Source organism: Flexivirga aerilata (assembly GCF_013002715.1).
In the GTDB taxonomy this organism is placed as follows: Bacteria; Actinomycetota; Actinomycetes; order Actinomycetales; family Dermatophilaceae; genus Flexivirga; species Flexivirga aerilata.
Window position 1 is genome coordinate 479,517 of the sequence record NZ_JABENB010000002.1, and the last position, 22,816, is coordinate 502,332.

The window sequence follows — 22,816 nt, forward strand, 5'->3', positions numbered from 1 at the left end:
TTTCACGCGGGACCGGCCCGCGCCATACCCTGGAAACATGGCAGGTGAGTCCCTTTTCCCGCAGCTCGAGCCGCTGCTCGAGCGCGTGAGCAAGCCGATCCAGTATGTCGGCGGCGAACTCAACTCGTGCGTCAAGGACTGGCAGTGCGGGGGGTTCGGTCCCGGCGGTGACGAGCTGACGACCCGCTGGGCGCTGATGTATCCCGACGCCTACGAGGTCGGGCTGCCCAACCAGGGTGTGATGATCCTCTACGAAGTGCTCAACGAACGCGCCGACGCACTCGCCGAACGCACGTATGCCGTGTGGCCCGACATGGAGGCCGCGATGCGCGAGGCGGGCGTGCCGCAGTTCACCGTCGACGGACACCGGCCGGTGCGCGACTTCGACGTCTTCGGGCTGTCCTTCTCCACCGAGCTCGGCTACACCAACATGCTGACCGCGCTCGACCTGGCCGGCATCCCGCTGCACGCCGCCGACCGCACCGACGACGACCCGATCGTGCTCGCCGGCGGCCACGCCGCCTTCAACCCCGAGCCGATCGCCGACTTCATCGACGCCGCCGTCGTGGGCGACGGCGAGGAGGCCGTCCTCGCGATCACCGAGCACATCCGCGCCTGGAAGTCGCAGGGCCGGCCCGGCGGCCGCGTCGAACTGCTGCTGCGGCTCGCGCGCACCGGTGGCGTCTACGTGCCGCGGTTCTACGACGTCGACTACCTGCCCGACGGCCGCATCAAGCGGGTCGCGCCCTCGCCGGACGCGACCGGCGTGCCGTGGCGGGTCTCCAAGCACACGGTGATGGACCTCGACGAGTGGCCCTACCCCAAGCATCCGCTGGTGCCGCTGGCCGAGACCGTGCACGAGCGCATGTCGGTGGAGATCTTCCGCGGGTGCACCCGAGGCTGCCGCTTCTGCCAGGCCGGCATGATCACCCGCCCCGTGCGGGAGCGGTCGATCACCGGCATCGGCGAGATGGTCGAAAAGGGCCTGGCCGCAACGGGATTCGAGGAAGTCGGGCTGCTGTCGCTGTCGTCGGCGGACCACTCCGAGATCGCGGACATCACCAAGGGTCTGGCCGACCGCTACGAAGGCAGTCAGACCGGCCTGTCGCTGCCCTCGACCCGCGTCGACGCGTTCAACATCGACCTCGCCAATGAGCTGACCCGCGGCGGTCGCCGCTCCGGGCTGACCTTCGCGCCCGAGGGCGGCTCCGAGCGCATCCGCAAGGTCATCAACAAGATGGTCAGCGAGGACGACCTCATCAACACCGTCGCCGCGGCGTTCTCCGCCGGCTGGCGGCAGGTGAAGCTCTACTTCATGTGCGGGCTGCCCACCGAGACCGACGAGGACGTGCTGCAGATCGCCGACATGGCCAAGCGCGTCATCGAGACCGGTCGGAAGGTGAGTGGCCGCAAGGACATTCGCTGCACCGTCTCGATCGGCGGTTTCGTGCCCAAGCCGCACACGCCCTTCCAGTGGGCGGCGCAGCTCGGCGCGGAGGAGACCGACGCCCGGCTCGCAAAGTTGCGCGAGGCGATCCGGTCCGACCGTCGTCTCGGCTCGTCGATCGGCATGCGCTACCACGACGGCAAGCCCGGCATCGTCGAAGGACTGCTGAGCCGTGGCGACCGCCGGGTCGGTGCGGTCATCGAGGCCGTATGGCGCGACGGCGGCCGCTTCGACGGCTGGAGCGAACACTTCAGCTACGACCGCTGGATGGACTCTGCGGCAACGGTTTTCGCCGACAGCCCGGTCTCGGTCGACTGGTACACCACCCGCGAGCGCAGCGAGCACGAGGTGCTGCCCTGGGACCACCTCGACTCGGGCCTCGACAAGGACTGGCTCTGGGACGACTGGCAGGACGCGCTGGACGAGACCGAGGTCGAGGACTGCCGCTGGACGCCGTGCTTCGACTGCGGCGTGTGCCCGCAGATGAACACCGAGATCCAGATCGGCCCGACCGGCAAGAAGCTGCTGCCGCTGACCGTTGTATGACGGATGACGGCGTGACGGCGTCGGCCGGATGACGACGACACGAGGCGGCGCCCGGTCGGGCGCCGCCTCGCGTCATACGGTGTGCCGGGTCGTGCGGCTGACGGGTCAGTCGCCCTTCAGGCCGAGCGCCACCGACATCGTGGTGAACAGGTCGGTCTGGTTGGTGACGCCCTCGACCCGGTCGGCCTGCGGGCCGCCCGCCGCGATCCGGATCTGGGTGCCGGTGTGCTCCTGGCCGGTCAGCTCCGCGGAGGTGGCGTAGCTGATCGTCATCGGGGCGTTGTCCGCGGTGGTGAGGGTCGCGGTGAAACCGGCGGTCTTGCTGCCGGCGCCGACGATCTGGCTGGTGTGGCCGTGGTCGCCGGTGACGACGACGAGCGTGTTCGGGTTCTTCTTCTGGTAGTCGAGCGCCTTGCCGACGGCCTTGTCGAACTCGACGTTCTCACCGATCTGACCGCACGGGTTGGCCGCGTGGTCCTGCTTGTCGATCGAGGCGCCCTCGATCTGCAGGAAGAAGCCCTTGTCGTCGCTGCCGCCGCGGCCCTTGGCGCCCTTGCCGTCGCGGCTCAGTGCGTCGAGCCGGTTGATGGCGACGTCGGCCATCTGCGACAGGTGCGGCTGCGCGGCGTCGCGCTTGGGGTTGACCGCGCAACGCTGCGCGGGGGTGCCCTCGCGGGTCGGTGTCGGGCCGACCCACTCCAGGTCGAGGTTGCCCGGTGCGAACGCCCCGAGCAACGGCTTGCCGAGCGGAGCGTTCTGCAGCTCGGTGGCGTTGGTGGCCACCTGGTAGCCCTGCGCGCGACCCTGGTCCAGGACCGTCTGGCCGGCGTACGTGCCCGCGGTCACCTTCTCGTCGAGATACTTGCGGCCGCCGCCGAGCAGCACGTCGGGGCGCGTCTGCATCAGCTGTTCGGAGATCGACCCGTCGCCGCCGTTCTCGATCGCGTTGGCCGGGCACTTGGCGCTGGTCGCCGACGGGCCCTTGCAGTCGCGGCTGGTCACGTGCGAGCCAAGCACCGCCGGGGTCGCGTCCTGCATCTCGGCGGTGCTGACGTCGCCGGTGTTGTAGCCCGCCGCCTTGGCGTTCTCCAGGATCGTGGGCACCTTCTTGCCGTTGGTGTCGACGCTGATGGCGCCGTTGTAGGTCTTGGTGCCGGTGGCCCAACCCGAACCCGACGCCGCCGAATCCGTCACGTAGTCAGGGGTGTTGGTGCCCTTCATCAGCGAGTAGGTCGTGTAGGCACCCGTGCTCGGCAGGGTGTCCAGGTTGAGACGGCCGTTCGCACCCACCTGGTAGTTGCGCGCCGCCGTGATCTCGGAGTCGCCCATCCCGTCGCCGATCAGCAGGATGACGTTGCGCGGCTGCTTCCCGCCCTTGCCGTGGCCGTTGCCGCCCGCCGTCAGGGGGCTGGCGGTCGCGGCCGCCGTGCCGACCAGGGCAGCGGCCGCGATGCCCGCGCCGAGGACCTTCGCGCGACGCGAGACGCGCTTACGTGCAGTCATGTTCGTCCCTCCACCGGGCGCCGGCGGTGCGTCGGGGATGCACTCCTTGAGGTCCGGGCCCAACCCTTGATGCAAGCGGCCGTAGTTGCCGGGGACCCGACCTGCCGTTGAAGACCCGGTGAACACCCGGTGCTCCCGTCATACCTCGGCGACGGCCTGGCGGATCAGCGGACGGGTGAGCCGCACGGTGCCCAGCATCAGCGCCACACTCGCGACCACCGCGACGACGATCCAGGCGCCGGTCGCCGGGCTCAGGTAACGCGCGAACGGCGCCATCATCACCATCGTGAAGCCCGTCGAGAGCACCACGGTGATCGCGAGCGGCAGTGAGGTCTCGCGCAGCGCGGCGGCGATCAGCGTCTGCCCCTGCGCGCCGCTGCGGGACAGCGCGCGCAGCTCGCCCCGGCGGTCGACGACCCGGGCCGCCTGCACCACGCAGGTCGAGGTGGCGGCGATGACCGCGATGATGCCGACGGTCAGCAATGACCCCGTGCGCATGTCCTGGGCGATGAGCTGCTGACTGCGGTCCATGCCGGAGCTGTCGATCGATCCCATCGAACCGCCCACTCCCGCAACGGTGATCGCCAGACCCATCGAACCCACCGCGCGCCACGCGTTCTTGGGGTCATCGACGATCCGGCGCGCCGCGAGCAGCGTCGGCGCGTGGCGTGCGGTGCGTGCGATGACCCGGCCCGCCAGCCCGAGCACGAACGGTCCGACGACATTGGCGACCGCGACCATCACCGCGACGATGAGCATCAGCACGACGATGTCCGCCTCCTGCAGCGCCGTGCCGATCGCGATCCAGGTCACGGCGACCAGGGCGGTGACGAGCAGCCGGACGACACTCAGCCCGCGGGGTGTATGCCGGGCGGTCACGCCCAGCGGGCTGATCGCCACCCGTCGCAGTCCGATCGCTCCGGACCCGACCGCGAGGAGCGTCACGCCGAGCACGACCAGGGGGAACCACCAGAGCGGCACCACGAGTTCGCCGTAGCTGAAGGGCTTTCCGCCGAAGTGGAGGGTCGACAGTGGAGCGAGACTCACGGCATACAGCACGATGCCGATGAGTGAGCCGACCAGCGCGAGGCGACCCGACTCGGCGAGGGTGATCACGACGACCTGGGTGCGGGTGGCTCCCGCCAGGCGCAGTGTGGCGAGTCGATGGTCGCGGCGGCCGACGGTCAGCCGGGCGGCGACGCCGCCGAGGGTGAGCACGGGTGCGGCGAGGAGTCCCGCAGCACACGCCGCGAGGCCGACGTAGGTGTAGGACACGTCGGTCGGCTGGGTCGCGTCGCGCACCTGGAAGGCGTGCACTCCGGCGAGCGCGATCAGCAGGGCCGCGGTCGCGACCGAGAAGGCAACGATGGCAAGGGTGTTCGGCAGTCGCCCGGACGAGTCGGTCGCGCGCTCGATGCGCCGTGCGGTGTGCAGCGCGGGCAGGAGGTTCATCGGCGGGCCTCCCCGACGATGCGGCCGTCCTGCATGTGCAGCGTGCGGTCACACCAGCCCGCGACGTTGGCGTCGTGGGTGACGATCAGCAGGGACGCGCCGAGGTGGCGACTCAGCCCGGTCAGGTGGTGCATGACCTCGCCGCTCGTGTGCTGGTCGAGTGCGCCGGTCGGTTCGTCGGCGAAGACGACCCCCGGTGTGCCGACCAGCGCGCGGGCGATCGCGACCCGCTGTGCCTGGCCGCCGGAGAGTTCACCCGGCCGGCGCCGTTCCAGTCCGGCGAGCCCGAGCGGCGCGAAGAGTGCGGCGGCGCGCGCTTCGGCCCGGCGACGATCGGTGCCGCCGAGCAGCAGGGGGAGCGCGACATTCTCGACCGCCGGGAGCTCGGGAATGAGCTGCCCGGACTGGAAGACGAAGCCGAAAGCGCTGCGGCGCAACGTGGTTCGGCTGGCGTCGGAGGCGCTGCGCAGGCTGGCGCCGTTCCAGATCACGTCACCCTCGTCCGGGCGCACGATGCCGGCGAGCACGTGCAGCAGGGTGGTCTTGCCCGACCCGGACGGCCCCATGACCGCGACGGACTCGCCGGGGGCGACCGCGAGTGAGACGCCGGCGAGCGCCGGCGGACTGTCCTGCACCGAGGGTGCATAGCGCTTGACGAGGTGATGGCCGACGAGGGTGCGGTCGGCCGTCGGCGGGGGAGTGGTGGCGTGCAGCTGTTGTGTCATGTCACCACCGTCGCCGCGGCGCCGCTACGCGCGGATCGCCCGTGAGTCGCGTCCTGCCTGCGACCGCGGTCGTAGGGGTGGACCCGGAGGTATCAGTCGCGCGGCGCCGCCCGCGCTCCGCGCAGGTGTATGGCGAGGGACGGCGCCACGATGCGCACGAGTTCGTCATGGGACGCCTCGGCATACGCGGGCACCTGCAGCAGGTAGCGCGTCGTCAGCAGGCCGGCGGTCGGCACGAGCAGGCCCATCGCGCGCCGATGCGCGTCGCGGCCGCCGAGGTGACGCTCGATCCGGCCGATCAGCTCCCGCTCCAGGAATTCATCGAGGGCGCGCCGGGCGACCGGGTCGGAGGCACCGGCGAGCAGCGTGTGCACCGCGGCCGGCCCGGCCTGCGGGTGGTCCCACACGCGCAGCACGGTGCGCAGGATCCGCTCCGGCCACTCCTCGATGGGGGCGTCGAGCGCCTTCTCGATCTCGTCGCCAGGCCGGATCGGCAGGGTCATCGCTGCCGCGAAAAGCCCCTGTTTCGAACCGAAGTGGTAGCTCAGCAGCGCGACGTCGACATCGGCGGCGGCCGCGATCCGCCGCATCGGGGTGCGCGCGTAACCGCTCGTCAGGAACGCCTCGCGCGCGGCACGCAGGATCTCCTCGCGGGTCTGCGGGCTGCCCGGACGGCGCCCTCGCGACTTATTCATCACCGTTGAATCTAGCCGGCCCGGAGGACGACCGTGGCGAGGTCGGCGCGAGCGCGCCGGGCGTCATACGCGGTGCTTCGCCGTCCTAGGTGAAGGAGTGACAACGGTGGCAACTCTGACAACTCGGAACGATTCCATCCGGCACCGTGCCGCGCTGGTCGCGGTCTGCCTCGCCCTGACCGCGGTCGTCTCGGCGGTCTCCTCGCTGATGGTGGCGTTGCCCGACCTGGCCCGCGCGACCGGTGCCACGCAGACCGAGCTGTCCTGGATCGTCGACGGTTACGCGCTGACCTTTGCCGCGCTGCTGCTGCCCGGCGGCTATCTCGGGGATCGGCTCGGCCGTCGCCGGGTGCTGCTCGCCGGGCTGACGCTCTTCGTCGCGGCCACCCTGGCGGCAGGTGTCACCGACCGGCCCGCCGCGCTGATCGGCGTGCGGGTGGCGATGGGGGTCGCGGCGGCCCTGGTCATGCCGGCCACCCTGTCGACGATCACCGCGACCTTCCCCGAGGCCGAGCGGATCCGCGGCGTCGCCGTCTGGACCGGGCTCGCCGGTGCCAGTGCCGTGCTCGGCCTGCTCGGCTCCGGGCTACTGCTCACCTGGTGGTCGTGGCGCTCGATCTTCTTGCTCAGCAGCACTATTGGCGGCATCGCGCTGATCGCGTCGTGGCGCAACGTGCCCGAGTCGCAGGAGCCGCAGACCGGCCGCTTCGACGGCGTCGGTGCCGCGCTCGCGGTCGTCGGCCTCGGCGTCGGCGTCTACTCGATCATCGAGGCGCCGACCTACGGCTGGTCGGCCGGGCGCACGGTCGTGGGGCTGATCGCCGGCGCTGTCGTGCTCGCCGGATTTGTGCTCTGGGAGCTGCGAACACCCGCACCGTTGCTCGATGTTCGGCTCTTTCGCCATGGAGGCTTCACGGGCGGCACGCTCGCGGTCAGCGCGCTGTTCTTCCTCTTCTTCGGGTTCGTCTTCGTCTTCGTGCAATATCTGCAGTTCGTCCGCGACTGGTCGCCGCTGGTCACGGCGTGCGCGGTCCTGCCGCTCGCTGCCGGCCTGATGCCGGGTGCGCGGGTAGCGCCCCACCTCGTCGCACGCTTCGGTGTCCGGCCCGTCTGCGCAGCCGGTATGACGCTGGTCGCGGGCGCGATGTGCGGGCTCGCGACGGTGGGGGCGTCCACCACCTACTGGCTGGTGGCGGCGCTGCTCTGGGTGCTCGGCACCGGCATGGGCTGGGCGATGACTCCCGCGACATCGGCGATCACCGATGCCCTGCCGCGCGATCAGCAGGGCGTCGCCTCCGCGATGAACGACCTGGCCCGCGAGTGCGGCGGCGCGCTCGGCATCGCGGTGCTCGGCAGCATTTTGTCCAGCACCTACCGCTCCCAGGTGCAGGTGCAGCGTCTTCCTGCGACCGCCGCGGAGCGGGCGCGCGAATCCGTCGCTGCGGCAACGCACTTCGGCGGACCGGTCGCCCGGTCGGCACGCGATGGATTCGTGGCGGGCATGCACCACGCGCTCTTCACCGGGGCCGGTGTCGTCGCGCTCTGCGGGCTGCTCGTGGTCGTGTTGCTGCGGTCACGGGAGGGGGATGGCACCCCGCCCCGGCAGCTACGGTTGGCCGGTGGCCAGACAACGCGTGCCGGAAGGCCCGGCTCCCGACCCGGCGGTGCAGAAGCTCCGCGTGCAGTACGCCAAGCGCGGCCGTCTCCGTTTCTCCTCGACCCGTGACTTCCAGCGGGCCCTGGAGCGGGCGCTGCGGCGGGCCGACATACCCACGGCGTTCTCCGCGGGGTTCCACCCGCACCCGAAGATCAGCTACGCCAACGCCGCGCCCACCGGCACCGCCAGCGAGGCGGAGTACTTCGAGGTGCAGTTGCGCGAACGCCGCGAGCCGGATGCCGTGCTGACCGCGCTCAACGCGGCGCTGCCGGACGGGCTCGACATCCTCGCGGTCGCCGAGGCCGGCCACGGCGCGCTCGCCGACCGGCTCGAGGGCAGCCGGTGGCGCCTGGACTTCCCGGCGGAGACCGCGCAGCAGCTGGCCGACGCGACCGCGCGCCTGCTCGCGATGGACACCGCCGAGGTGTCCCGGATGACCAAGCGCGGCGAACGCACCTTCGACGTGCGCGCCGCGATCCTCGCGCTCACCGCCGACGGCGGCTCACTCGACCTCGTCCTGCGGCACCAGACCCCGCTGGTGCGCCCCGACGACGTGCTCGCCGCGCTCTGCCGGCACGCCGGGCTGGACGAGGCGTCCCGGCCACTCGTCACCCGACTCAGTCAGGGCCCGCTGGCGGGCGATCAGGCCACGATCGGGAACCCGCTGGAAACCGGTTGACAGCTCTGCGGGCGATCGTGTGCGACAATGGCAACGGTCGTCGGCACTACCACAACGTGCCCACGCCCCGTCGATATCCGCTTTCGAGCCCGCGAGACTTCGCGACCAGCCGAGTGCCGGATCGACGGCGGCCGACCCACGGAAGCCGCGCTCATGCCGCGAATCCGGGCCGGACGTAACAGCCGACTTTGCGTCGCAGGGTCACCCCTCGCCGAGGGGCACCCACACGCGACGAACTATCCGCGACATGCGGACGTGCGGGCACTGCCTCGTTGTGGGCGCGTTCGCGTGCTGGACCAGAAAGAGGGCCATGGCCCCCCAGGACACCAACCCGTTCCTGGCGCCCGGTGCAACCACCGATGGCGTCGACGAACCCACTTCGGGCGAATTCGCCCAGACCGCCGAGCCCACCGAGACCACCGAGTCCAGTGACTCCACTGACGTGACGGGCTCGACCGAGTCGGCGCGTGACAGCGCGTCCTCGCAGCCGGCCGCCGAGCAGCCGAGCGCGGCGCCGATGAACTTCGGCCTGCTCTTCCAGGCGCCGGACCCGCAGACCCGCGCCCCGCGCCGCGAGCAGGCCGAGGCCGCCCACGACGCCGACTACTCCGACGACGCCGGCGATTCCGGTGACTCCGGTGAATCCGGCGACGCGACGTCGCACGACTCCGACGGCGACGCCGACCAGCAGCCGAGCGGCCGGTCGCGCCGGCGCGGTGGCCGTGGCCGCCGCAAGGACGACGCGGACAAGCCGGACGACGGCGGCGACGGCGAGCCGAAGGGCAAGGGCCGCAAGAACGCCAAGAAGTCCGACGCCAAGCAGGACGACTCCGAGCAGTCCGACGGTGACGCCGCCGACTCGGGCGACGCCGACCACGACGACGAGCAGTCCGAGGGCAGCCGCCGTCGTACCCGCCGGCGTCGCCGCAGCGGCAGCACCAGCGAGGGCGACGACCCGCCCGGCACCGTCACCAAGGTGCGCGAGCCGCGCAAGGAGCGCGACGAGGTCACCGCGATCAAGGGCTCCACCCGCCTGGAGGCCAAGAAGCAGCGCCGCCGCGAGGGCCGCGAGGCCGGCCGCCGCCGCACGGTGATCACCGAGGCGGAGTTCCTCGCCCGCCGCGAGAGCGTCGACCGGCAGATGGTGGTGCGTGAGCGCCACGGCCGCACCCAGATCGGCGTGCTCGAGGACGGCGTGCTCGTCGAGCACTACGTCTCCCGCGAGGTGCAGCAGGCCTCGATGGCCGGCAACGTCTACCTCGGCAAGGTGCAGAACGTCCTGCCGAGCATGGAGGCCGCCTTCGTCGACATCGGCCGCGGCCGCAACGCCGTGCTGTATGCCGGTGAGGTCAACTGGGACGCCGCCGGTCTCGAGAACGGCCAGGCCAAGCGCATCGAGAACGCCCTGAAGTCCGGCGACACCGTGCTGGTGCAGGTCACCAAGGACCCGATCGGTCACAAGGGCGCCCGGCTGACGAGCCAGGTGTCGCTGCCCGGCCGGTTCCTGGTCTACGTGCCCGGCAACTCGATGACCGGCATCTCCCGCAAGCTGCCCGACGTCGAGCGGGCCCGGCTGAAGAAGATCCTCAAGGAGGTCGTCCCGGCCGACGCCGGCGTCATCGTGCGGACCGCCGCCGAGGGAGCCAGCGAGGAGGACCTGCGCGCCGACGTCGAGCGCCTGCAGGCCCAGTGGGAGCAGATCCAGGCCGACGCCAAGACCGCGAACGCCCCGAGCCTGCTGCACGGCGAGCCCGACCTCACCGTCCGCGTCATCCGGGACGTCTTCAACGAGGACTTCAGCAAGCTGGTCGTCCAGGGCGACGGCGCCTGGAAGCAGGTCGAGGGTTACGTCACCTCGGTCGCGCCCGATCTCGCCGAGCGCCTCGAGAAGTGGACCGGTGAGCAGGACGTCTTCACCGTGCACCGCATCGACGAGCAGCTCGCCAAGGCACTCGACCGCAAGGTGTGGCTGCCGAGCGGCGGGTCGCTGATCATCGACCGCACCGAGGCCATGACGGTCATCGACGTCAACACCGGCAAGTTCGTCGGGTCCGGCGGCAACCTCGAGGAAACCGTCACCAAGAACAACCTCGAGGCGGCCGAGGAGATCGTCCGGCAGCTGCGGCTGCGCGACATCGGCGGCATCATCGTCGTCGACTTCATCGACATGGTCCTGGAGTCCAACCGCGACCTGGTCGTCCGCCGGCTCCTCGAGTGCCTCGGCCGCGACCGCACCAAGCACCAGGTCGCCGAGGTCACCTCGCTCGGCCTGGTGCAGATGACCCGCAAGCGGGTCGGATCCGGTCTGCTCGAGGTCTTCTCCGAGCCCTGCGACCACTGCAGCGGCCGCGGGATCATCGTGCACACCGACCCGGTCGACAAGCCCTCGGGCGGCGGCAACAACGGCAACAACGGCGGTGGCGCCAACTCCGGCGGCAACGGCAAGTCCCGCAAAGGCCGCGGCAAGAAGCAGCAGGACGAGCCCGCCAAGCCGAGCGGTCCGACCGCGGCCCAGATCGCGGCCGCCGCGCACGCCGCCGCCGTCTCCGCCGACAAGCACGAGGACGACGGCGAGGCAGCCCACGCGACGGTGTCCGACACCGTCGCCGCCGAGGCCATCGACCGGCCCGACCTCGCGGTGACCGGCCGCGCCGGCAGCCAGCGCCGCCGCGCGCAGGACGCCGACGGTGCGGCAGGGGAGTCCGGGCAGGCCGGCTCCACCGCCTCCACCGCGCAGACCGAGTCCACCGAGCAGAGCGAGGAGCCGGCGCAGCAGCCCGCGCCGAAGCTCACCGGCCGGGCTCGCCGCCGGCGGGCGACCGCCGCCGCGGGCAGCGCCCCGCACGTCGACACCCCGGCAACCCCGGCCCCGGTGACGGTGACCGCGGCGGAGGCTGCGGAGACCGCGGCGGCCGCTCCGGCGAGCGAGCCGGCCGAGGCCGACGCGCCGGCATCGGACGCCGCCCCGGTCACCAAGCCGGCGCGCGCGCCGCGCCGCAAGCGCACCCGCGTAGTCGCCCCGGCGGGACCGCCGACCGGCGACGACGCCTGACCTCCCCGATCCGTATGCCGTGAGGAGTCCCGCACGGCATACGGATCCGGCGATTTGGAGCGCGCCGAGCGTGACCGGTAAACTCGTGCCTCGGTGTGCCCACCGAGCGGGCGTCCCGGTGTCCCCGGGGTCGCTGCCCGCCGGTCATCCATCAAGAGCGCACTCATGACGAAAGAGAGTTCCAACGTGTACGCGATTGTTCGCGCAGGCGGCCGCCAGGAGAAGGTCTCCGTCGGCGACATCCTGACCATCGACAAAGTGACCGTCGCCCCGGGCGACAGCATCGAGCTGAAGCCGCTGCTGATCGTGGACGGCGCGACCGTGACCTCCGACGCCGGCAAGCTGGCGAAGGTCACCGTGAAGGCCGAGGTCATGAAGGCCACCAAGGGCCCGAAGATCACGATCATGAAGTACAAGAACAAGACCGGCTACCGCAAGCGGCAGGGTCACCGTCAGCCGCTGACCCAGGTCAAGGTCACCGCGATCGACGCCTAAGCCTTGCGCTTCGGCTCTCGCGTCCCACCAGCACACTCTCAAGCAAAGGCACTAAGACATGGCACACAAGAAGGGTGCGTCCTCGACCCGCAACGGTCGTGACTCCAACTCCCAGCGCCTCGGCGTGAAGCGCTTCGGCGGCCAGCTCGTCGGCGCGGGCGAGATCATCGTCCGCCAGCGCGGCACCCACTTCCACCCCGGTGAGGGCGTGGGCCGTGGCGGCGACGACACGCTGTTCGCACTGCGCGACGGCGCCGTCGAGTTCGGCGCGAAGCGCGGCCGCAAGACCGTCAACGTCGTCGAGGTCGAGCAGGCCTGACGCCGGACGGCGCGCACATCTCAACCCGAAGGGGTGGGTCCCAGCTGGTGACCCGCCCCTTTCGGCATACACCTTTGATTCGGTAGGAGAACCCCCGTGGCAACCAATTTCGTCGACCGCGTCGTGCTGCACGTGCGCGGTGGCAACGGCGGCCACGGCGTCGCGTCCGTGCACCGCGAGAAGTTCAAGCCGCTCGGCGGCCCCGACGGTGGCAACGGCGGCCACGGCGGCAACGTCGTGCTCGAGGTCGACCCGCAGTCGACCACCCTGCTCGAATACCACCGCAGCCCGCACCGCGCCGCGCCCAACGGGCGACCGGGTGCCGGCGACGAGAAGAACGGCGCCGACGGCGCCGACCTGGTGCTGCCGGTGCCCGAGGGCACCGTCGTGAAGGACGCTCGCGGCGACGTGCTCGCCGACCTGGTCGGGCCGGGCACCCGCTATGTCGCCGCGGCCGGCGGCCGCGGCGGTCTCGGCAACAAGGCGCTGGCGTCCCCGCGCCGCAAGGCTCCCGGCTTCGCGCTGCTCGGCGAGCCCGGCGACGAGCACGACATCACCCTCGAGCTCAAGACCCTCGCCGACGTGGCGCTGATCGGTTTCCCGTCCGCCGGCAAGTCCAGCCTGGTGTCGGCGATGTCCGCCGCCCGGCCCAAGATCGCCGACTACCCCTTCACCACTCTGGTGCCCAATCTCGGTGTGGTCACGGCAGGTTCGCAGCGTTACACGATCGCCGACGTGCCGGGTCTCATCCCGGGCGCGAGCGAGGGCAAGGGCCTCGGCCTGGAGTTCCTGCGGCACGTCGAGCGCTGCTCGGTGCTGGTGCACGTGATCGACTGCGCCACGCTGGAGGCCGGCCGCGACCCGATGACCGACCTGGAGGTCATCGAGCAGGAGCTGTCGCAGTATGTCGCCGACGACACCCTCGGCGGCAAGCCGCTGTCCGATCGCACCCGCGTCGTGGTGCTCAACAAGGCCGACGTGCCCGACGCGCGCGAGCTCGCCGAGCTGGTCAAGCCCGACCTGGAGGCACGCGGTCTCGAGGTGCACATCGTCTCCGCGGTCGCCCACGAGGGCCTGCGCGAGCTGAGCTTCTCGCTCGCCAAGCACGTCGACGAGGCACGCGCCGAGATCGAGATCGCCACCGCGCCGCAGCGGATCGTGTTGCGCCCCAAGGCGGTTGACGACTCCGGCTTCCACATCCGCAGGGAGAAGCACGGCGACGAGACGATCTTCCGGATCATCGGTGAGCGGCCCACCCGCTGGGTGCGGCAGACCGACTTCGCCAACGACGAGGCTGTCGGTTACCTCGCCGACCGCCTCAACCGCCTCGGTGTCGAGGAGGAGCTCTTCAAGGCCGGGGCGGTGCCCGGCTCCACCGTGCTCATCGGACCCGACGACAACGCCGTCGTCTTCGACTGGGAGCCCACCATGGCCACCGGCGCCGAGCTGCTCGGCCCGCGCGGCACCGACCTGCGCCTGGACGAGTCCGGCCGCGCGACGCGTGCCGAGAAGCGCGAGCAGTTCCACCAGCGCAAGGACGCCCAGCGCGAGGCACGTGAGGAGTTGCAGGCCGAGCGGAAGGCGGGCCTGTGGACCGACCGCGACCCGGTGCCCTCCGAAGACACCGGCGATGACAGCTGAGGCGAGTCTGCGCGACCGCGTCGCGACCGCCGAGACCGTCGTGGTCAAGGTCGGCTCGAGCTCGCTGACCGACCCCGAGGGCGGCCTGTCAGCCGGTCGCCTCGCCGCGCTGGTGGACGCCCTCGCCGCCCGCCGGCTGGCCGGCAGCAACGTGGTCCTCGTGTCCTCGGGGGCCATCGCCGCCGGCATGGTGCCGCTCGGGTTGCGGCGGCGACCGCGCGACCTGGCGACCCAGCAGGCCGCCGCGAGTGTGGGGCAGGGGGCGCTGCTTGCGGCATACAGCGCCGAGTTCGGGCGGCACGGCCTCACCACCGGCCAGGTGTTGCTGACCGCCGACGACGTCACCCGGCGCGGGCACTACCTCAACGCACGCCGCACCATCGAGCGGCTGCTCGACCTCGGCGTGGTGCCGGTCATCAACGAGAACGACACCGTCGCCACCCACGAGATCCGCTTCGGCGACAACGACCGCCTCGCCGCGCTCGTCGCCCACCTGATCGACGCGCGTGCGCTGGTGCTGCTCTCCGACGTCGACGCCCTGTATGACGCGCCGCCCTCGCACCCCGGCGCCCGCCGCATCGACACGGTCACCGACCATGCGCAGCTCGATGGTGTCGACATCGGCGGCACCAGCTCACATGTCGGCACCGGCGGCATGATCACCAAGATCGAGGCCGCCGAGATCGCCACCTCGGCGGGCGTCCCGACGGTGCTCACCGCCGCCGACCGGGCCGCGGCGGCGCTCGCCGGGCAGGACGTCGGCACGGTCTTCGCGCCGACCAAGACCCGGCCGAGCGCGCGGCAGCTGTGGTTGCGCTACGCGACCTCGCCGCAGGGCCGGCTGCTGCTCGACGCGGGCGCGGTCGAGGCGGTCACGCGGCGCGGAAAGTCCTTGCTGCCCGCCGGGATTCGTCAGGTGGCCGGGCACTTCGTCGCCGGTGACGCCGTTGACCTGATCGACGAGTCCGGCCGCGCGGTCGCCCGCGGGCTGGTCAACTACGACTCCAAGGAGTTGCCCGACCTGCTCGGCCGCAGCACGCACGAGCTGGCGCGGGACCTCGGCCCGGCATACGAGCGGGAAGTGATCCACCGCGATCACCTCGCCGTGCTCGACCGGGTGCGGGACCGACGATGAATTTTGCCCCCGGATGAACGAGGATTGACCACGTGAGCACAGCAGGGGAGCCCGTGCGCCCGGTCGCCGCGGATCCTGGCCCCAGCCAGCCCAGCCAGCCCAGCCAGCCCAGCCAGCCCAGCAAGGTCGACCTGGACAAGCAGGCCGCCGCGGTCGACGCCGAGCAGCCGCCCACCAAGGAGTGGTGGGACGACCCACGCATGCCCTGGAAGGGCAAGCCCGGCAAGGCCGAGCTCTGGTGCATCGGGTTGATCATCGCCACCGGCGCCTACGGCCTGCTCACGATCCCGGTGCGGCCGTGGATCCTCGGCAACTTCTCCGCGCCCGCCCGCGACTACATCCTCGCAGTCTTCAGCGGCTCCAACATCGCGATGGTCGACATCGGCGCGCTGATGCGGGTCGGTCAGCACCAGCCGATGTGGTGGGCGGCGCTGATCGCGGCCGCGCTCACCTCGATCAAGTTCGACTGGCTGTGGTGGTGGGCCGGGCGGCTCTGGGGGCGGGGCGTCATCGACATGATCGCCTCCCGCTCGAAGTGGGCCGGGCGCACGGCGCGCTACGCCGAGGGCATCGCCCGCAAGTTCGGCGGCCCGGCGGTATTCCTGGTGTGGTTCATCCCAATCCTGCCCAGCTCGATCGTCTATGCCTTCGTCGGCGACGCCCGGATGAGCCTGCGGAAGTTCCTGCTGATCGATTTCTCCGCGGGCATCGTCTACCGCGGCTTGTGGATGCTCGCCGGCTACCAGATGGGTGAGCCGGCCAAGGACCTGGTCAACCAGCTGGCGAAGTACAGCATGTGGCTGACGATCGGTGGCGTGATCATCGTCTTCATCGGCGTCTACCGCCAGCAGCGGCGGTTCGCCGCCCCGTGAGCCCGCGGTGAGGCTGCTCGTCACCGGGGGCACCGGGCTGCTCGGCAGCGAGGTCGTCGCCCAGGCGATCGCGCGCGGCGACGAGGTGGTGGCCACCACCTCGCGCACGCCGGGTCTCGACACCGCCGGCGGGGTGCGCTGGCGGCACCTCGACATCACCGACCGGGAGGCGTGCGCCGCGCTGCTGCGTGAGGTCGCACCCGAGGCCGTGGTGCACACGGCATACAACTATCGGGACTGGACCACGACCGCCGACGGCGCCGCGCACGTCGCGCTCGCGGCCACCGCCGTCGGCGCGCACCTGGTGCACGTGTCGAGCGACGCGCTCTTCTCCGGCCGCCGTGCGTCGTATGACGAGAGCTGCGTCCCGGACCCGATCACGCCCTACGGCGCGGCGAAGGCCGCCGCGGAGACCGCCGTGCGCGCGGTCGCGCCCACCGCGACCATCGCTCGCAGCAGCCTCGTGCTCGGACCGGGGTCGCCGATGGAGAAGCTGGTGCACGACCTCATCGGCGGCGCCGACGGCGTGCTCTTCTCCGACGACGTGCGCTGCCCGGTGCACCGGTCGGACTCCGCGGCCGCGCTGCTCGAGCTCGCCGGCGCCCGCCCGACCGGGATCTTCCACTGCGGCGGCGCGGATGCGGTGAGCCGGGTCGCCCTCGGCGAGCTCATCGCGGCCCGCGACGGCCTCGACCTCACCGGGGTGCGGACCGGCTCCCGCCGCGATCTGCCCGAACCCGGGCCGATGGAGGTCCGCCTCGACTCGCGCCGCACCCAGGCCGCCCTGCGCACCCGGTTGCGGGGTGCGCGGGAGTTCCTCGCGCCGTAGCGCAGCCCGGTGACCGCGTCCGGCCGCGACAAAAGTCGACCCTCGGCATACGGACGCGCCGCGGTCAGCGCCGAGACCGGTGCGTCGCTATGCCGAGGGTCGAGAAACGCTCGGGATCCGGTCGCGCCCGACCGCCCGCGACAAAAGTCGACCCTCGGCATACGAACGCGCCGTGTTCGCCGGCCAGACCGGCGCGTCGCTATGCCGAGGGTCGAGAAACGCTCGGGAAATGCTCGGGACGCGGGCCGCACCCGGGCGTCTAGGCTGGACCGCATGACCACGCTCGATCAGCCGGTGCTCACCGACGCCCGCAGCCGGGTCGACGCGGCCGGCCGGGCCGGGCGGCGCGCCGCCAAGCAGCTCGCCCTGCTCACCCGGGCCGACAAGGACGCCGCGCTCACCGCGCTGGCCGACGCCCTGGTCGCCGCGACCGACCGCATCGTCGCCGCCAACGAGGCCGACCTCCTGCGCGGCCGCGGGGCCGGTATGCCGCAGGGCCTGCAGGACCGGCTCACGCTGACCCCCGAGCGCATCGCCGACATCGCCGGCGCCCTGCGCGCGCTCGCGGCGCTGCCGGACCCGGTCGGCGACGTGGTGCGCGGCTCGACCCTCGCCAATGGTTTGCAGCTGCGGCAGGTGCGGGTGCCGATGGGTGTGGTCGGGATGGTCTACGAGTCGCGGCCCAACGTCACCGTCGACGCCGCCGGGCTCGGCCTCAAGAGCGGCAACGCGATGATCCTGCGCGGCGGTTCGGCGGCCGCCGACACCAACCGCGTCATCGTCGACGAGCTGCGCAAAGCCCTTGAGAAGCAAGGCATTGCGCCGGACGCAGTGCAGCTGCTCGACGGCGGCCACGAGGACGTCGACGCGCTGATCACCGCCCGCGGACTGGTCGACCTGGTGATCCCGCGCGGCAGCGACCGCCTCATCCAGGCCGTGGTGCAAGGCGCGACCGTGCCGGTCATCGAGACCGGCGTCGGCAACGTGCACGTCTACGTCGACTCCGCCGCCGACCTGCAGCAGGCGCTCGCCATCGCGCTCAACGCCAAGACCCACCGCCCCAGCGTCTGCAACGCCGCCGAGTCGCTGCTGGTGCACCGCGATGTCGCCGATACCTTCCTGCCGCAGATGTATGACGCGCTGCGCGACGCCGGCGTGCGGTTGCACACCGACCCACGGTCGAGCGCCATCGCGGAGCGGGTCGGCACGGCATACGAACCGGCGACCGAGAGTGACTTCGCCACCGAATATCTCGACCTCGACGTGAGCGTCGGCGTGGTCGACGACCTCGCGGCCGCGATCGACCACATCGACCGCTACGGCTCGGGGCACACCGAGGTGATCGTGACGCAGGACCGCGCTGCGGCGCGGCGCTTCCAGGCGCAGGTCGACGCCGCGGTGGTGATGGTCAACGCGTCGTCGCGGTTCACCGACGGCGGCGAGTTCGGCTTCGGCGCCGAGATCGGCATCTCCACCCAGAAGCTGCACGCGCGCGGGCCGATGGGTCTGCAGGAGCTCACCAGCACCAAATGGCTCGTCGACGGGGACGGCCAGGTGCGATAGGAGGCGGTGAGGCGCGGTGAGCGACTCTCGTCATACCCGATAGGCTGCCCCGCATGAAGTCGTCCCTGGTCAACCTCGCAGCGGAGTCCACCGTGCCCAAGCTGGAGGAAAATCACCTGCCGATGCCGCACATCGTCTACGGCATCATCGCGATGGGCGTGTTCCTCGCGCTGCTGGGCCTGCTGTGGTCGTTCCGCAACACCGCCGCCAAGACCGCGTCGGCCGACGGGAAGTCGGAGCACTGACCACCCGCCTGGGGGTGATGGGCGGCACCTTCGATCCCATCCACCACGGCCACCTGGTCGCGGCGAGCGAGGTGCAGGCCCGACTCGGCCTCGACGAGGTCGTCTTCGTCCCCACCGGGCAGCCGTGGCAGAAGGCCGGCCGGGACGTCACGCCGGCCGAGCAGCGTTATCTGATGACGGTCATCGCCACCGCATCCAACCCACGCTTCACGGTCAGCCGGGTCGACATCGACCGGCCCGGGCCGACCTACACCCTCGACACCCTGACCGATCTGCGGGCGCAGCGGCCGGACACCGAGATGTTCTTCATCACCGGCGCGGACGCGCTCGCCCAGATCCTCTCCTGGCGCGGTGTGGACCAGATGTGGCCGCTCGCCAACTTCATCGGCGTCACCCGCCCCGGGCACGAACTGTCCGACAAGGGTCTGCCGCGCGATCGGGTCAAACTCATGGAGGTGCCGGCGATGGCGATCAGCTCGACCGACGTGCGGCGCCGGGTCGCCGACGGGCAGCCGGTCTGGTATCTCGTGCCGGACGGCGTCGTGCAGTACATCGGCAAATATCAGCTCTACCGGCCGCAGGCCGAGACCGCAAAGGAAGACGTCTGACGTGGCAGCCACCACCCGCGCCATCGACCTGGCCAAGGCCGCGGCGGTTGCCGCCGAGGACAAGCTCGCGACCTCCGTGATCGCGATCGACGTGAGTGACCAACTGGCGCTCACCGACGTCTTCGTGGTCGCCGCCGGCGCCAACGACCGCCAGGTCAGCGCGATCGTCGACGCGGTCGAGGAGCGGCTGCATTCGTTGGGGGCCAAGCCGATTCGCCGGGAGGGTCAGCGTGAGGGTCGCTGGGTCCTGCTCGACTTCGGTGACATCGTGGTGCACGTCCAGCACGAGGAGGAGCGCGAGTTCTACGCGCTCGACCGGCTGTGGCGCGACTGCCCGGTGATCGACCTGGAGGCGTAACCCGTGACCGACGCCCCGCGCCGTCTGCTCGTATGGCGACACGGTGAGACCACCTACAACGCCGCCGGGCGATGGCAGGGGCAGTTCGACGCGCCGCTGTCCGAGCGCGGTCGCGAACAGGTGGCCACGGCGGCGAAACTCCTTGCGGCATACGGGCCTTCGCGGATCGTGGCGAGCGATCTGTCGCGCGCGGCGGACACCGGGCAGGCGCTCGCCGACGAGGCGGACATCCCGATCTCCTTCGACAAGCGCTTCCGTGAGGTCGACGTCGGCGACTGGTCGGGGCTGACCAGCGCCGAGGTGCGGGCCCGCACCGGCGACCTGCTCGATCGCATCGACGCGGGCGAGGACCTGCGACGCGGCGGCACCGGGGAGACGATCAGCGAACTCGCGGCCCGGGTCGAGCAGGGCGCGCTCGAGGTGGTGGCGCAGCTGGAACCGGGGGAGACCGTGGTGATCGCCTGCCACGGGATGACGTCCCGCACGCTGTGCGCGGCGCTCGTCGGGATGCCGCAGTATGTCGCGTGGACCAGCCTGCAAGGCATGAGCAACTGCCACTGGGCGGCGCTGCAGGAGCACGGCACCGGCTGGCGGATCGCCGGATGGAACCTGCCGCGATGAGCCGCTCGAGGACGTCGCGCTTCGGCGAGCGCCGCCGCATCCCGCCGCAGTGGCTGGCGCGGGCGCTCAGCATCTACCCGCCGTTGCTGGGTGCGGGGATCCGGGTGGTGGAGTTTTCCGACGACTGGACCGTATGCCGCACCCGGTTGCGCCTGACCCGCTGGAACCGCAACCAGCAGGGCACCGCGTTCGGCGGCTCGATCGGCTCGATGTCCGACGCGTTCTTCGCGATCCTGCTGATGAACCAGCTCGGTCCGGGTTACTACGTGTGGGATGCCAAGGCCGAGATCGACTACCGCAGTCCCGGCACGTCGACGGTCTACGGCCGCTTCGAGGTGCCGCGGGAGACCGCCGAGGCGATCCGCGCCGAGGCGGAGTCGGGCAGCAAGGTGCTGCACTGGTTCGAGACCGACCTGCTGCTGCGCGACGGCACCGTGGTCGCGCACGTGCGCCGGCAGGTCTACATCCGCAAGAAGCCCGAGGGCCGCTGACCCGGTTTCTGCCGGCCGGTTCCTGCGGTTAGAGTTAGGCATACCTAACTTCAGGAGCTGACGGCATGGCCCGTACCCCGCAGGACTTCCACGTCGTGGAGACCGTTTCGCTGAGCCCGCATTGTGTGCGGGTGTGGCTCGCCGGGGACGGCTTCGACGCGGTCGCCGCACGGCGTCATACGGATGCGTATGTGAAGCTGGTGTTCCTGGCGCCCGGCTTCGACTACCCGAAGCCGCTCGACCTGGACGTGGTGCGGGACAGCTTCCCGCCGGAGGCGCAGCCGGTGCTGCGCACCTACACGGTGCAGCAGGTGGACGACGAAAACCGCCGCATCGCAATCGATTTCGTGGTCCATGGTGACGAAGGTGTCGCGGGTCCGTGGGCGCTGGCGGCCAAGCCGGGCGATCCGGTCACGGTGCTCGGCCCGGGCGGCGCCTACAGCCCGCAGGCCGAGGTCGACTTCCACCTCTTCGTCGGCGACGAGACGGCGTTGCCGGCGATCAGCGCCGCGCTGCGTGCGCTGCCGGGGAGTGCGAGGGGCGCGATCTACGTCGAGACCGCAGATGCCGCCGACGAGCGCGACCTGGATCGTCCGGAGGGCGTCTCGCTGACCTGGGTGCGCCGGGTCGGGGAGGACCATTCCGCGCTGTATGACGCGGTCACGAGCGCCCCCTGGCCGGCCGGTGTCGTGCAGGTCTTCGTGCATGGCGAAGCCGAGCTGACGATGAAGCAGCTGCGGCCCTACCTGCGCAAGGATCGCGGTGTCCCGGCCGACCTGGCGTCGATCTCGGGCTACTGGCGGCACGGCCGCACCGAGGAGGGCTTCCGGCGCTGGAAGCGCGAACTCAAACAGGCCGAGGAAGCCGCTCCCGTCGCGTGACCCGCGGCCGCACCCGATTTGGTGGAGGCGAGCTGGATTGGCTAGAGTGTGTCGGTCGCCGCAGGTAGGTCGCGGCGCCCGTTTCACGGGGCATTGGCGCAGTTGGTAGCGCGCTTCCATGGCATGGAAGAGGTCAGGAGTTCGAATCTCCTATGCTCCACTTTGTATGCCGTCTCACGACGTCTGCAAGGACCGAACCCTCAGGGAGGGTTCGGTCCTTGTTGCTTTTGGGGTAGTTGCGGCTGGGGTCGAGGGTGAGTTGGCGGCTCACGTGGCCGGTGGTGGCGTCGATGATGGTGATTTGAAGGTCTTGGACGAGCAGAATGACGCGGTGGCCGTTCCATGCCCGGTCGATGCCGATGTGGTGCATTCGGCTGGCGTAACGCAGGGAGACGGTTCCTTCGCTGACTTTGTCGTGACGGACTGACCTGTTCCCGCTTTCTCGGGCACCTGGACTGGGGTGATGATCGTCTCGGATTGGAGTGTGTGAGATGCCTGCACCGAAGTCATCGGAGTTTCGGCAGCGTGCTGTGGAACTGGCGCCGGGGCCGTGCGAAGCCGGTCGTGCAGATCGCGAAGGATCTGGGGATCAGCGAGTCGTGTTTGCGGTGGTGGATGGACCAGGCTGATGTCGATGACGGACATAAGCCGGGCTTGTTCAAGGATGAGCGCGCTGAGTTGGTCCGGCTACGTCGGGAGAATCGACGGCAGCCGATGGAGATCGAGATGCTCAAGCGCCAGCGCGTATATCGCGCAGGAGAACGTTCTCCCGCAATGACGTGCCCGGCGGTGGCGACATTAACCTTCAGAACCACGCCTCGCCCGCGGCATGATCAACCAACCACAACAGTCCGGGGAACCGGGTACAGGTCAAGGGACTTGCTGCCCGAATAGCTCGCTCGTTGTTGGTCCCACCGCGACGGACAACATGCGTCTGCGCTACTCCACGTTCCCTGGGCCGCGCCAGGCGCACCTATCCGCTCCCAATCTGTCCGGTCTCTC

General features: G+C 70.9%; 22 protein-coding genes and 1 tRNA gene. 19 read left to right on the forward strand and 4 right to left on the reverse strand.

Annotation, left to right across the window (positions count from 1 at the left end):
* Nucleotides 1-37 precede the first annotated feature (37 nt).
* Nucleotides 38-1,993, forward strand: coding sequence for a TIGR03960 family B12-binding radical SAM protein (locus HJ588_RS14095; RefSeq protein WP_171156633.1), 1,956 nt, complete (start codon nucleotides 38-40; stop codon nucleotides 1,991-1,993).
* A 105-nt stretch (nucleotides 1,994-2,098) separates the two neighbouring features.
* On the opposite strand, the gene phoA is transcribed toward HJ588_RS14095, so the two are convergent.
* From phoA to HJ588_RS14115, 4 genes are all read right to left on the reverse strand, one after another.
* A complete protein-coding gene (gene phoA / locus HJ588_RS14100) occupies nucleotides 2,099-3,496 on the reverse strand; it encodes an alkaline phosphatase (RefSeq protein WP_171156635.1) in 1,398 nt (465 codons plus the stop codon).
* Between the two features lie 138 nt (nucleotides 3,497-3,634).
* The gene (locus tag HJ588_RS14105; protein WP_171156637.1) at nucleotides 3,635-4,948 is read right to left on the reverse strand and encodes an FtsX-like permease family protein; all 1,314 of its coding nucleotides are present in this window, start codon (nucleotides 4,946-4,948) and stop codon (nucleotides 3,635-3,637) included.
* Nucleotides 4,945-5,673, reverse strand: coding sequence for an ABC transporter ATP-binding protein (locus HJ588_RS14110; protein WP_171156639.1), 729 nt, complete (start codon nucleotides 5,671-5,673; stop codon nucleotides 4,945-4,947). Before HJ588_RS14110 ends, HJ588_RS14105 begins: the two co-directional genes overlap by 4 nt.
* A 92-nt stretch (nucleotides 5,674-5,765) precedes the next feature.
* Nucleotides 5,766-6,368 carry a TetR/AcrR family transcriptional regulator gene (locus HJ588_RS14115; RefSeq protein WP_171156641.1) on the reverse strand — a complete coding sequence of 201 codons (603 nt, stop codon included), beginning with the start codon at nucleotides 6,366-6,368 and terminating at the stop codon, nucleotides 5,766-5,768.
* 106 nt (nucleotides 6,369-6,474) lie between these two features.
* On the opposite strand from HJ588_RS14115, the gene HJ588_RS19535 reads away from it, so the two are divergent.
* The 18 genes from HJ588_RS19535 (at nucleotide 6,475) to HJ588_RS14205 (ending at nucleotide 22,241) form a co-directional block, all read left to right on the forward strand.
* Complete coding sequence (locus HJ588_RS19535) at nucleotides 6,475-8,094, forward strand: MFS transporter (RefSeq protein ID WP_343036734.1); 1,620 nt, start codon at nucleotides 6,475-6,477, stop codon at nucleotides 8,092-8,094.
* Nucleotides 8,033-8,704 carry a TIGR03936 family radical SAM-associated protein gene (locus tag HJ588_RS14125; protein ID WP_343036756.1) on the forward strand — a complete coding sequence of 224 codons (672 nt, stop codon included), beginning with the start codon at nucleotides 8,033-8,035 and terminating at the stop codon, nucleotides 8,702-8,704. The genes HJ588_RS19535 and HJ588_RS14125 overlap by 62 nt, the downstream gene beginning before the upstream one ends.
* A gap of 310 nt (nucleotides 8,705-9,014) precedes the next feature.
* Nucleotides 9,015-11,756, forward strand: coding sequence for a ribonuclease E/G (locus tag HJ588_RS14130; protein ID WP_246242448.1), 2,742 nt, complete (start codon nucleotides 9,015-9,017; stop codon nucleotides 11,754-11,756).
* 186 nt (nucleotides 11,757-11,942) lie between these two features.
* Nucleotides 11,943-12,251: a 50S ribosomal protein L21 gene (gene rplU / locus HJ588_RS14135; protein ID WP_171157235.1), complete on the forward strand. Its 309-nt coding sequence runs from the start codon at nucleotides 11,943-11,945 to the stop codon at nucleotides 12,249-12,251.
* A gap of 58 nt (nucleotides 12,252-12,309) precedes the next feature.
* The gene (gene rpmA, locus HJ588_RS14140; RefSeq protein ID WP_171156647.1) at nucleotides 12,310-12,570 is read left to right on the forward strand and encodes a 50S ribosomal protein L27; all 261 of its coding nucleotides are present in this window, start codon (nucleotides 12,310-12,312) and stop codon (nucleotides 12,568-12,570) included.
* Between the two features lie 96 nt (nucleotides 12,571-12,666).
* Nucleotides 12,667-14,211, forward strand: a complete 1,545-nt coding sequence (obgE, locus tag HJ588_RS14145; protein WP_171156649.1) for a GTPase ObgE — start codon at nucleotides 12,667-12,669, stop codon at nucleotides 14,209-14,211.
* Nucleotides 14,201-15,346 carry a glutamate 5-kinase gene (proB, locus tag HJ588_RS14150; protein ID WP_171156651.1) on the forward strand — a complete coding sequence of 382 codons (1,146 nt, stop codon included), beginning with the start codon at nucleotides 14,201-14,203 and terminating at the stop codon, nucleotides 15,344-15,346. Before obgE ends, proB begins: the two co-directional genes overlap by 11 nt.
* Nucleotides 15,347-15,378: 32 nt before the next feature.
* Complete coding sequence (locus tag HJ588_RS20060; protein WP_171156653.1) at nucleotides 15,379-16,218, forward strand: VTT domain-containing protein; 840 nt, start codon at nucleotides 15,379-15,381, stop codon at nucleotides 16,216-16,218.
* Between the two features lie 7 nt (nucleotides 16,219-16,225).
* Nucleotides 16,226-17,047, forward strand: a complete 822-nt coding sequence (locus HJ588_RS14160; RefSeq protein ID WP_171156655.1) for a sugar nucleotide-binding protein — start codon at nucleotides 16,226-16,228, stop codon at nucleotides 17,045-17,047.
* A gap of 273 nt (nucleotides 17,048-17,320) precedes the next feature.
* The gene (locus HJ588_RS14165; protein ID WP_171156657.1) at nucleotides 17,321-18,610 is read left to right on the forward strand and encodes a glutamate-5-semialdehyde dehydrogenase; all 1,290 of its coding nucleotides are present in this window, start codon (nucleotides 17,321-17,323) and stop codon (nucleotides 18,608-18,610) included.
* 53 nt (nucleotides 18,611-18,663) lie between these two features.
* The gene (locus HJ588_RS14170) at nucleotides 18,664-18,855 is read left to right on the forward strand and encodes a hypothetical protein (RefSeq protein WP_171156660.1); all 192 of its coding nucleotides are present in this window, start codon (nucleotides 18,664-18,666) and stop codon (nucleotides 18,853-18,855) included.
* Nucleotides 18,852-19,463 (forward strand): nicotinate-nucleotide adenylyltransferase, encoded by a 612-nt coding sequence (gene nadD / locus HJ588_RS14175; RefSeq protein WP_281358920.1) that lies wholly within the window; start codon nucleotides 18,852-18,854, stop codon nucleotides 19,461-19,463. The genes HJ588_RS14170 and nadD overlap by 4 nt, the downstream gene beginning before the upstream one ends.
* Nucleotide 19,464: 1 nt before the next feature.
* Nucleotides 19,465-19,821: a ribosome silencing factor gene (rsfS, locus tag HJ588_RS14180; RefSeq protein ID WP_171156664.1), complete on the forward strand. Its 357-nt coding sequence runs from the start codon at nucleotides 19,465-19,467 to the stop codon at nucleotides 19,819-19,821.
* A 3-nt stretch (nucleotides 19,822-19,824) separates the two neighbouring features.
* Nucleotides 19,825-20,442: a histidine phosphatase family protein gene (locus HJ588_RS14185; protein ID WP_171156667.1), complete on the forward strand. Its 618-nt coding sequence runs from the start codon at nucleotides 19,825-19,827 to the stop codon at nucleotides 20,440-20,442.
* Nucleotides 20,439-20,933: a PaaI family thioesterase gene (locus tag HJ588_RS14190; protein ID WP_171156669.1), complete on the forward strand. Its 495-nt coding sequence runs from the start codon at nucleotides 20,439-20,441 to the stop codon at nucleotides 20,931-20,933. The genes HJ588_RS14185 and HJ588_RS14190 overlap by 4 nt, the downstream gene beginning before the upstream one ends.
* A 65-nt stretch (nucleotides 20,934-20,998) precedes the next feature.
* The gene (locus tag HJ588_RS14195) at nucleotides 20,999-21,814 is read left to right on the forward strand and encodes a siderophore-interacting protein (protein ID WP_171156671.1); all 816 of its coding nucleotides are present in this window, start codon (nucleotides 20,999-21,001) and stop codon (nucleotides 21,812-21,814) included.
* Between the two features lie 87 nt (nucleotides 21,815-21,901).
* A tRNA-Ala gene (locus HJ588_RS14200) sits at nucleotides 21,902-21,974 on the forward strand.
* Between the two features lie 6 nt (nucleotides 21,975-21,980).
* On the forward strand, nucleotides 21,981-22,241 hold the full coding sequence (locus HJ588_RS14205) for a hypothetical protein (protein WP_171156673.1): 261 nt from the start codon (nucleotides 21,981-21,983) through the stop codon (nucleotides 22,239-22,241).
* Nucleotides 22,242-22,816 lie beyond the last annotated feature (575 nt).

Excerpts from the sequence above, each read along its gene's own strand:
- HJ588_RS14095 (WP_171156633.1), top strand. The coding sequence starts at position 38 with ATGGCAGGTGAGTCCCTTTTCCCGCAGCTCGAGCCGCTGCTCGAGCGC.
- phoA (WP_171156635.1), bottom strand. The coding sequence starts at position 3,496 with ATGACTGCACGTAAGCGCGTCTCGCGTCGCGCGAAGGTCCTCGGCGCG.
- HJ588_RS14105 (WP_171156637.1), bottom strand. The coding sequence starts at position 4,948 with ATGAACCTCCTGCCCGCGCTGCACACCGCACGGCGCATCGAGCGCGCG.
- HJ588_RS14110 (WP_171156639.1), bottom strand. The coding sequence starts at position 5,673 with ATGACACAACAGCTGCACGCCACCACTCCCCCGCCGACGGCCGACCGC.
- HJ588_RS14115 (WP_171156641.1), bottom strand. The coding sequence starts at position 6,368 with ATGAATAAGTCGCGAGGGCGCCGTCCGGGCAGCCCGCAGACCCGCGAG.
- HJ588_RS14130 (WP_246242448.1), top strand. The coding sequence starts at position 9,015 with ATGGCCCCCCAGGACACCAACCCGTTCCTGGCGCCCGGTGCAACCACC.
- rpmA (WP_171156647.1), top strand. The coding sequence starts at position 12,310 with ATGGCACACAAGAAGGGTGCGTCCTCGACCCGCAACGGTCGTGACTCC.
- proB (WP_171156651.1), top strand. The coding sequence starts at position 14,201 with ATGACAGCTGAGGCGAGTCTGCGCGACCGCGTCGCGACCGCCGAGACC.
- HJ588_RS14165 (WP_171156657.1), top strand. The coding sequence starts at position 17,321 with ATGACCACGCTCGATCAGCCGGTGCTCACCGACGCCCGCAGCCGGGTC.
- HJ588_RS14170 (WP_171156660.1), top strand. The coding sequence starts at position 18,664 with ATGAAGTCGTCCCTGGTCAACCTCGCAGCGGAGTCCACCGTGCCCAAG.
- HJ588_RS14190 (WP_171156669.1), top strand. The coding sequence starts at position 20,439 with ATGAGCCGCTCGAGGACGTCGCGCTTCGGCGAGCGCCGCCGCATCCCG.
- HJ588_RS14195 (WP_171156671.1), top strand. The coding sequence starts at position 20,999 with ATGGCCCGTACCCCGCAGGACTTCCACGTCGTGGAGACCGTTTCGCTG.
- HJ588_RS14205 (WP_171156673.1), top strand. The coding sequence starts at position 21,981 with ATGCCGTCTCACGACGTCTGCAAGGACCGAACCCTCAGGGAGGGTTCG.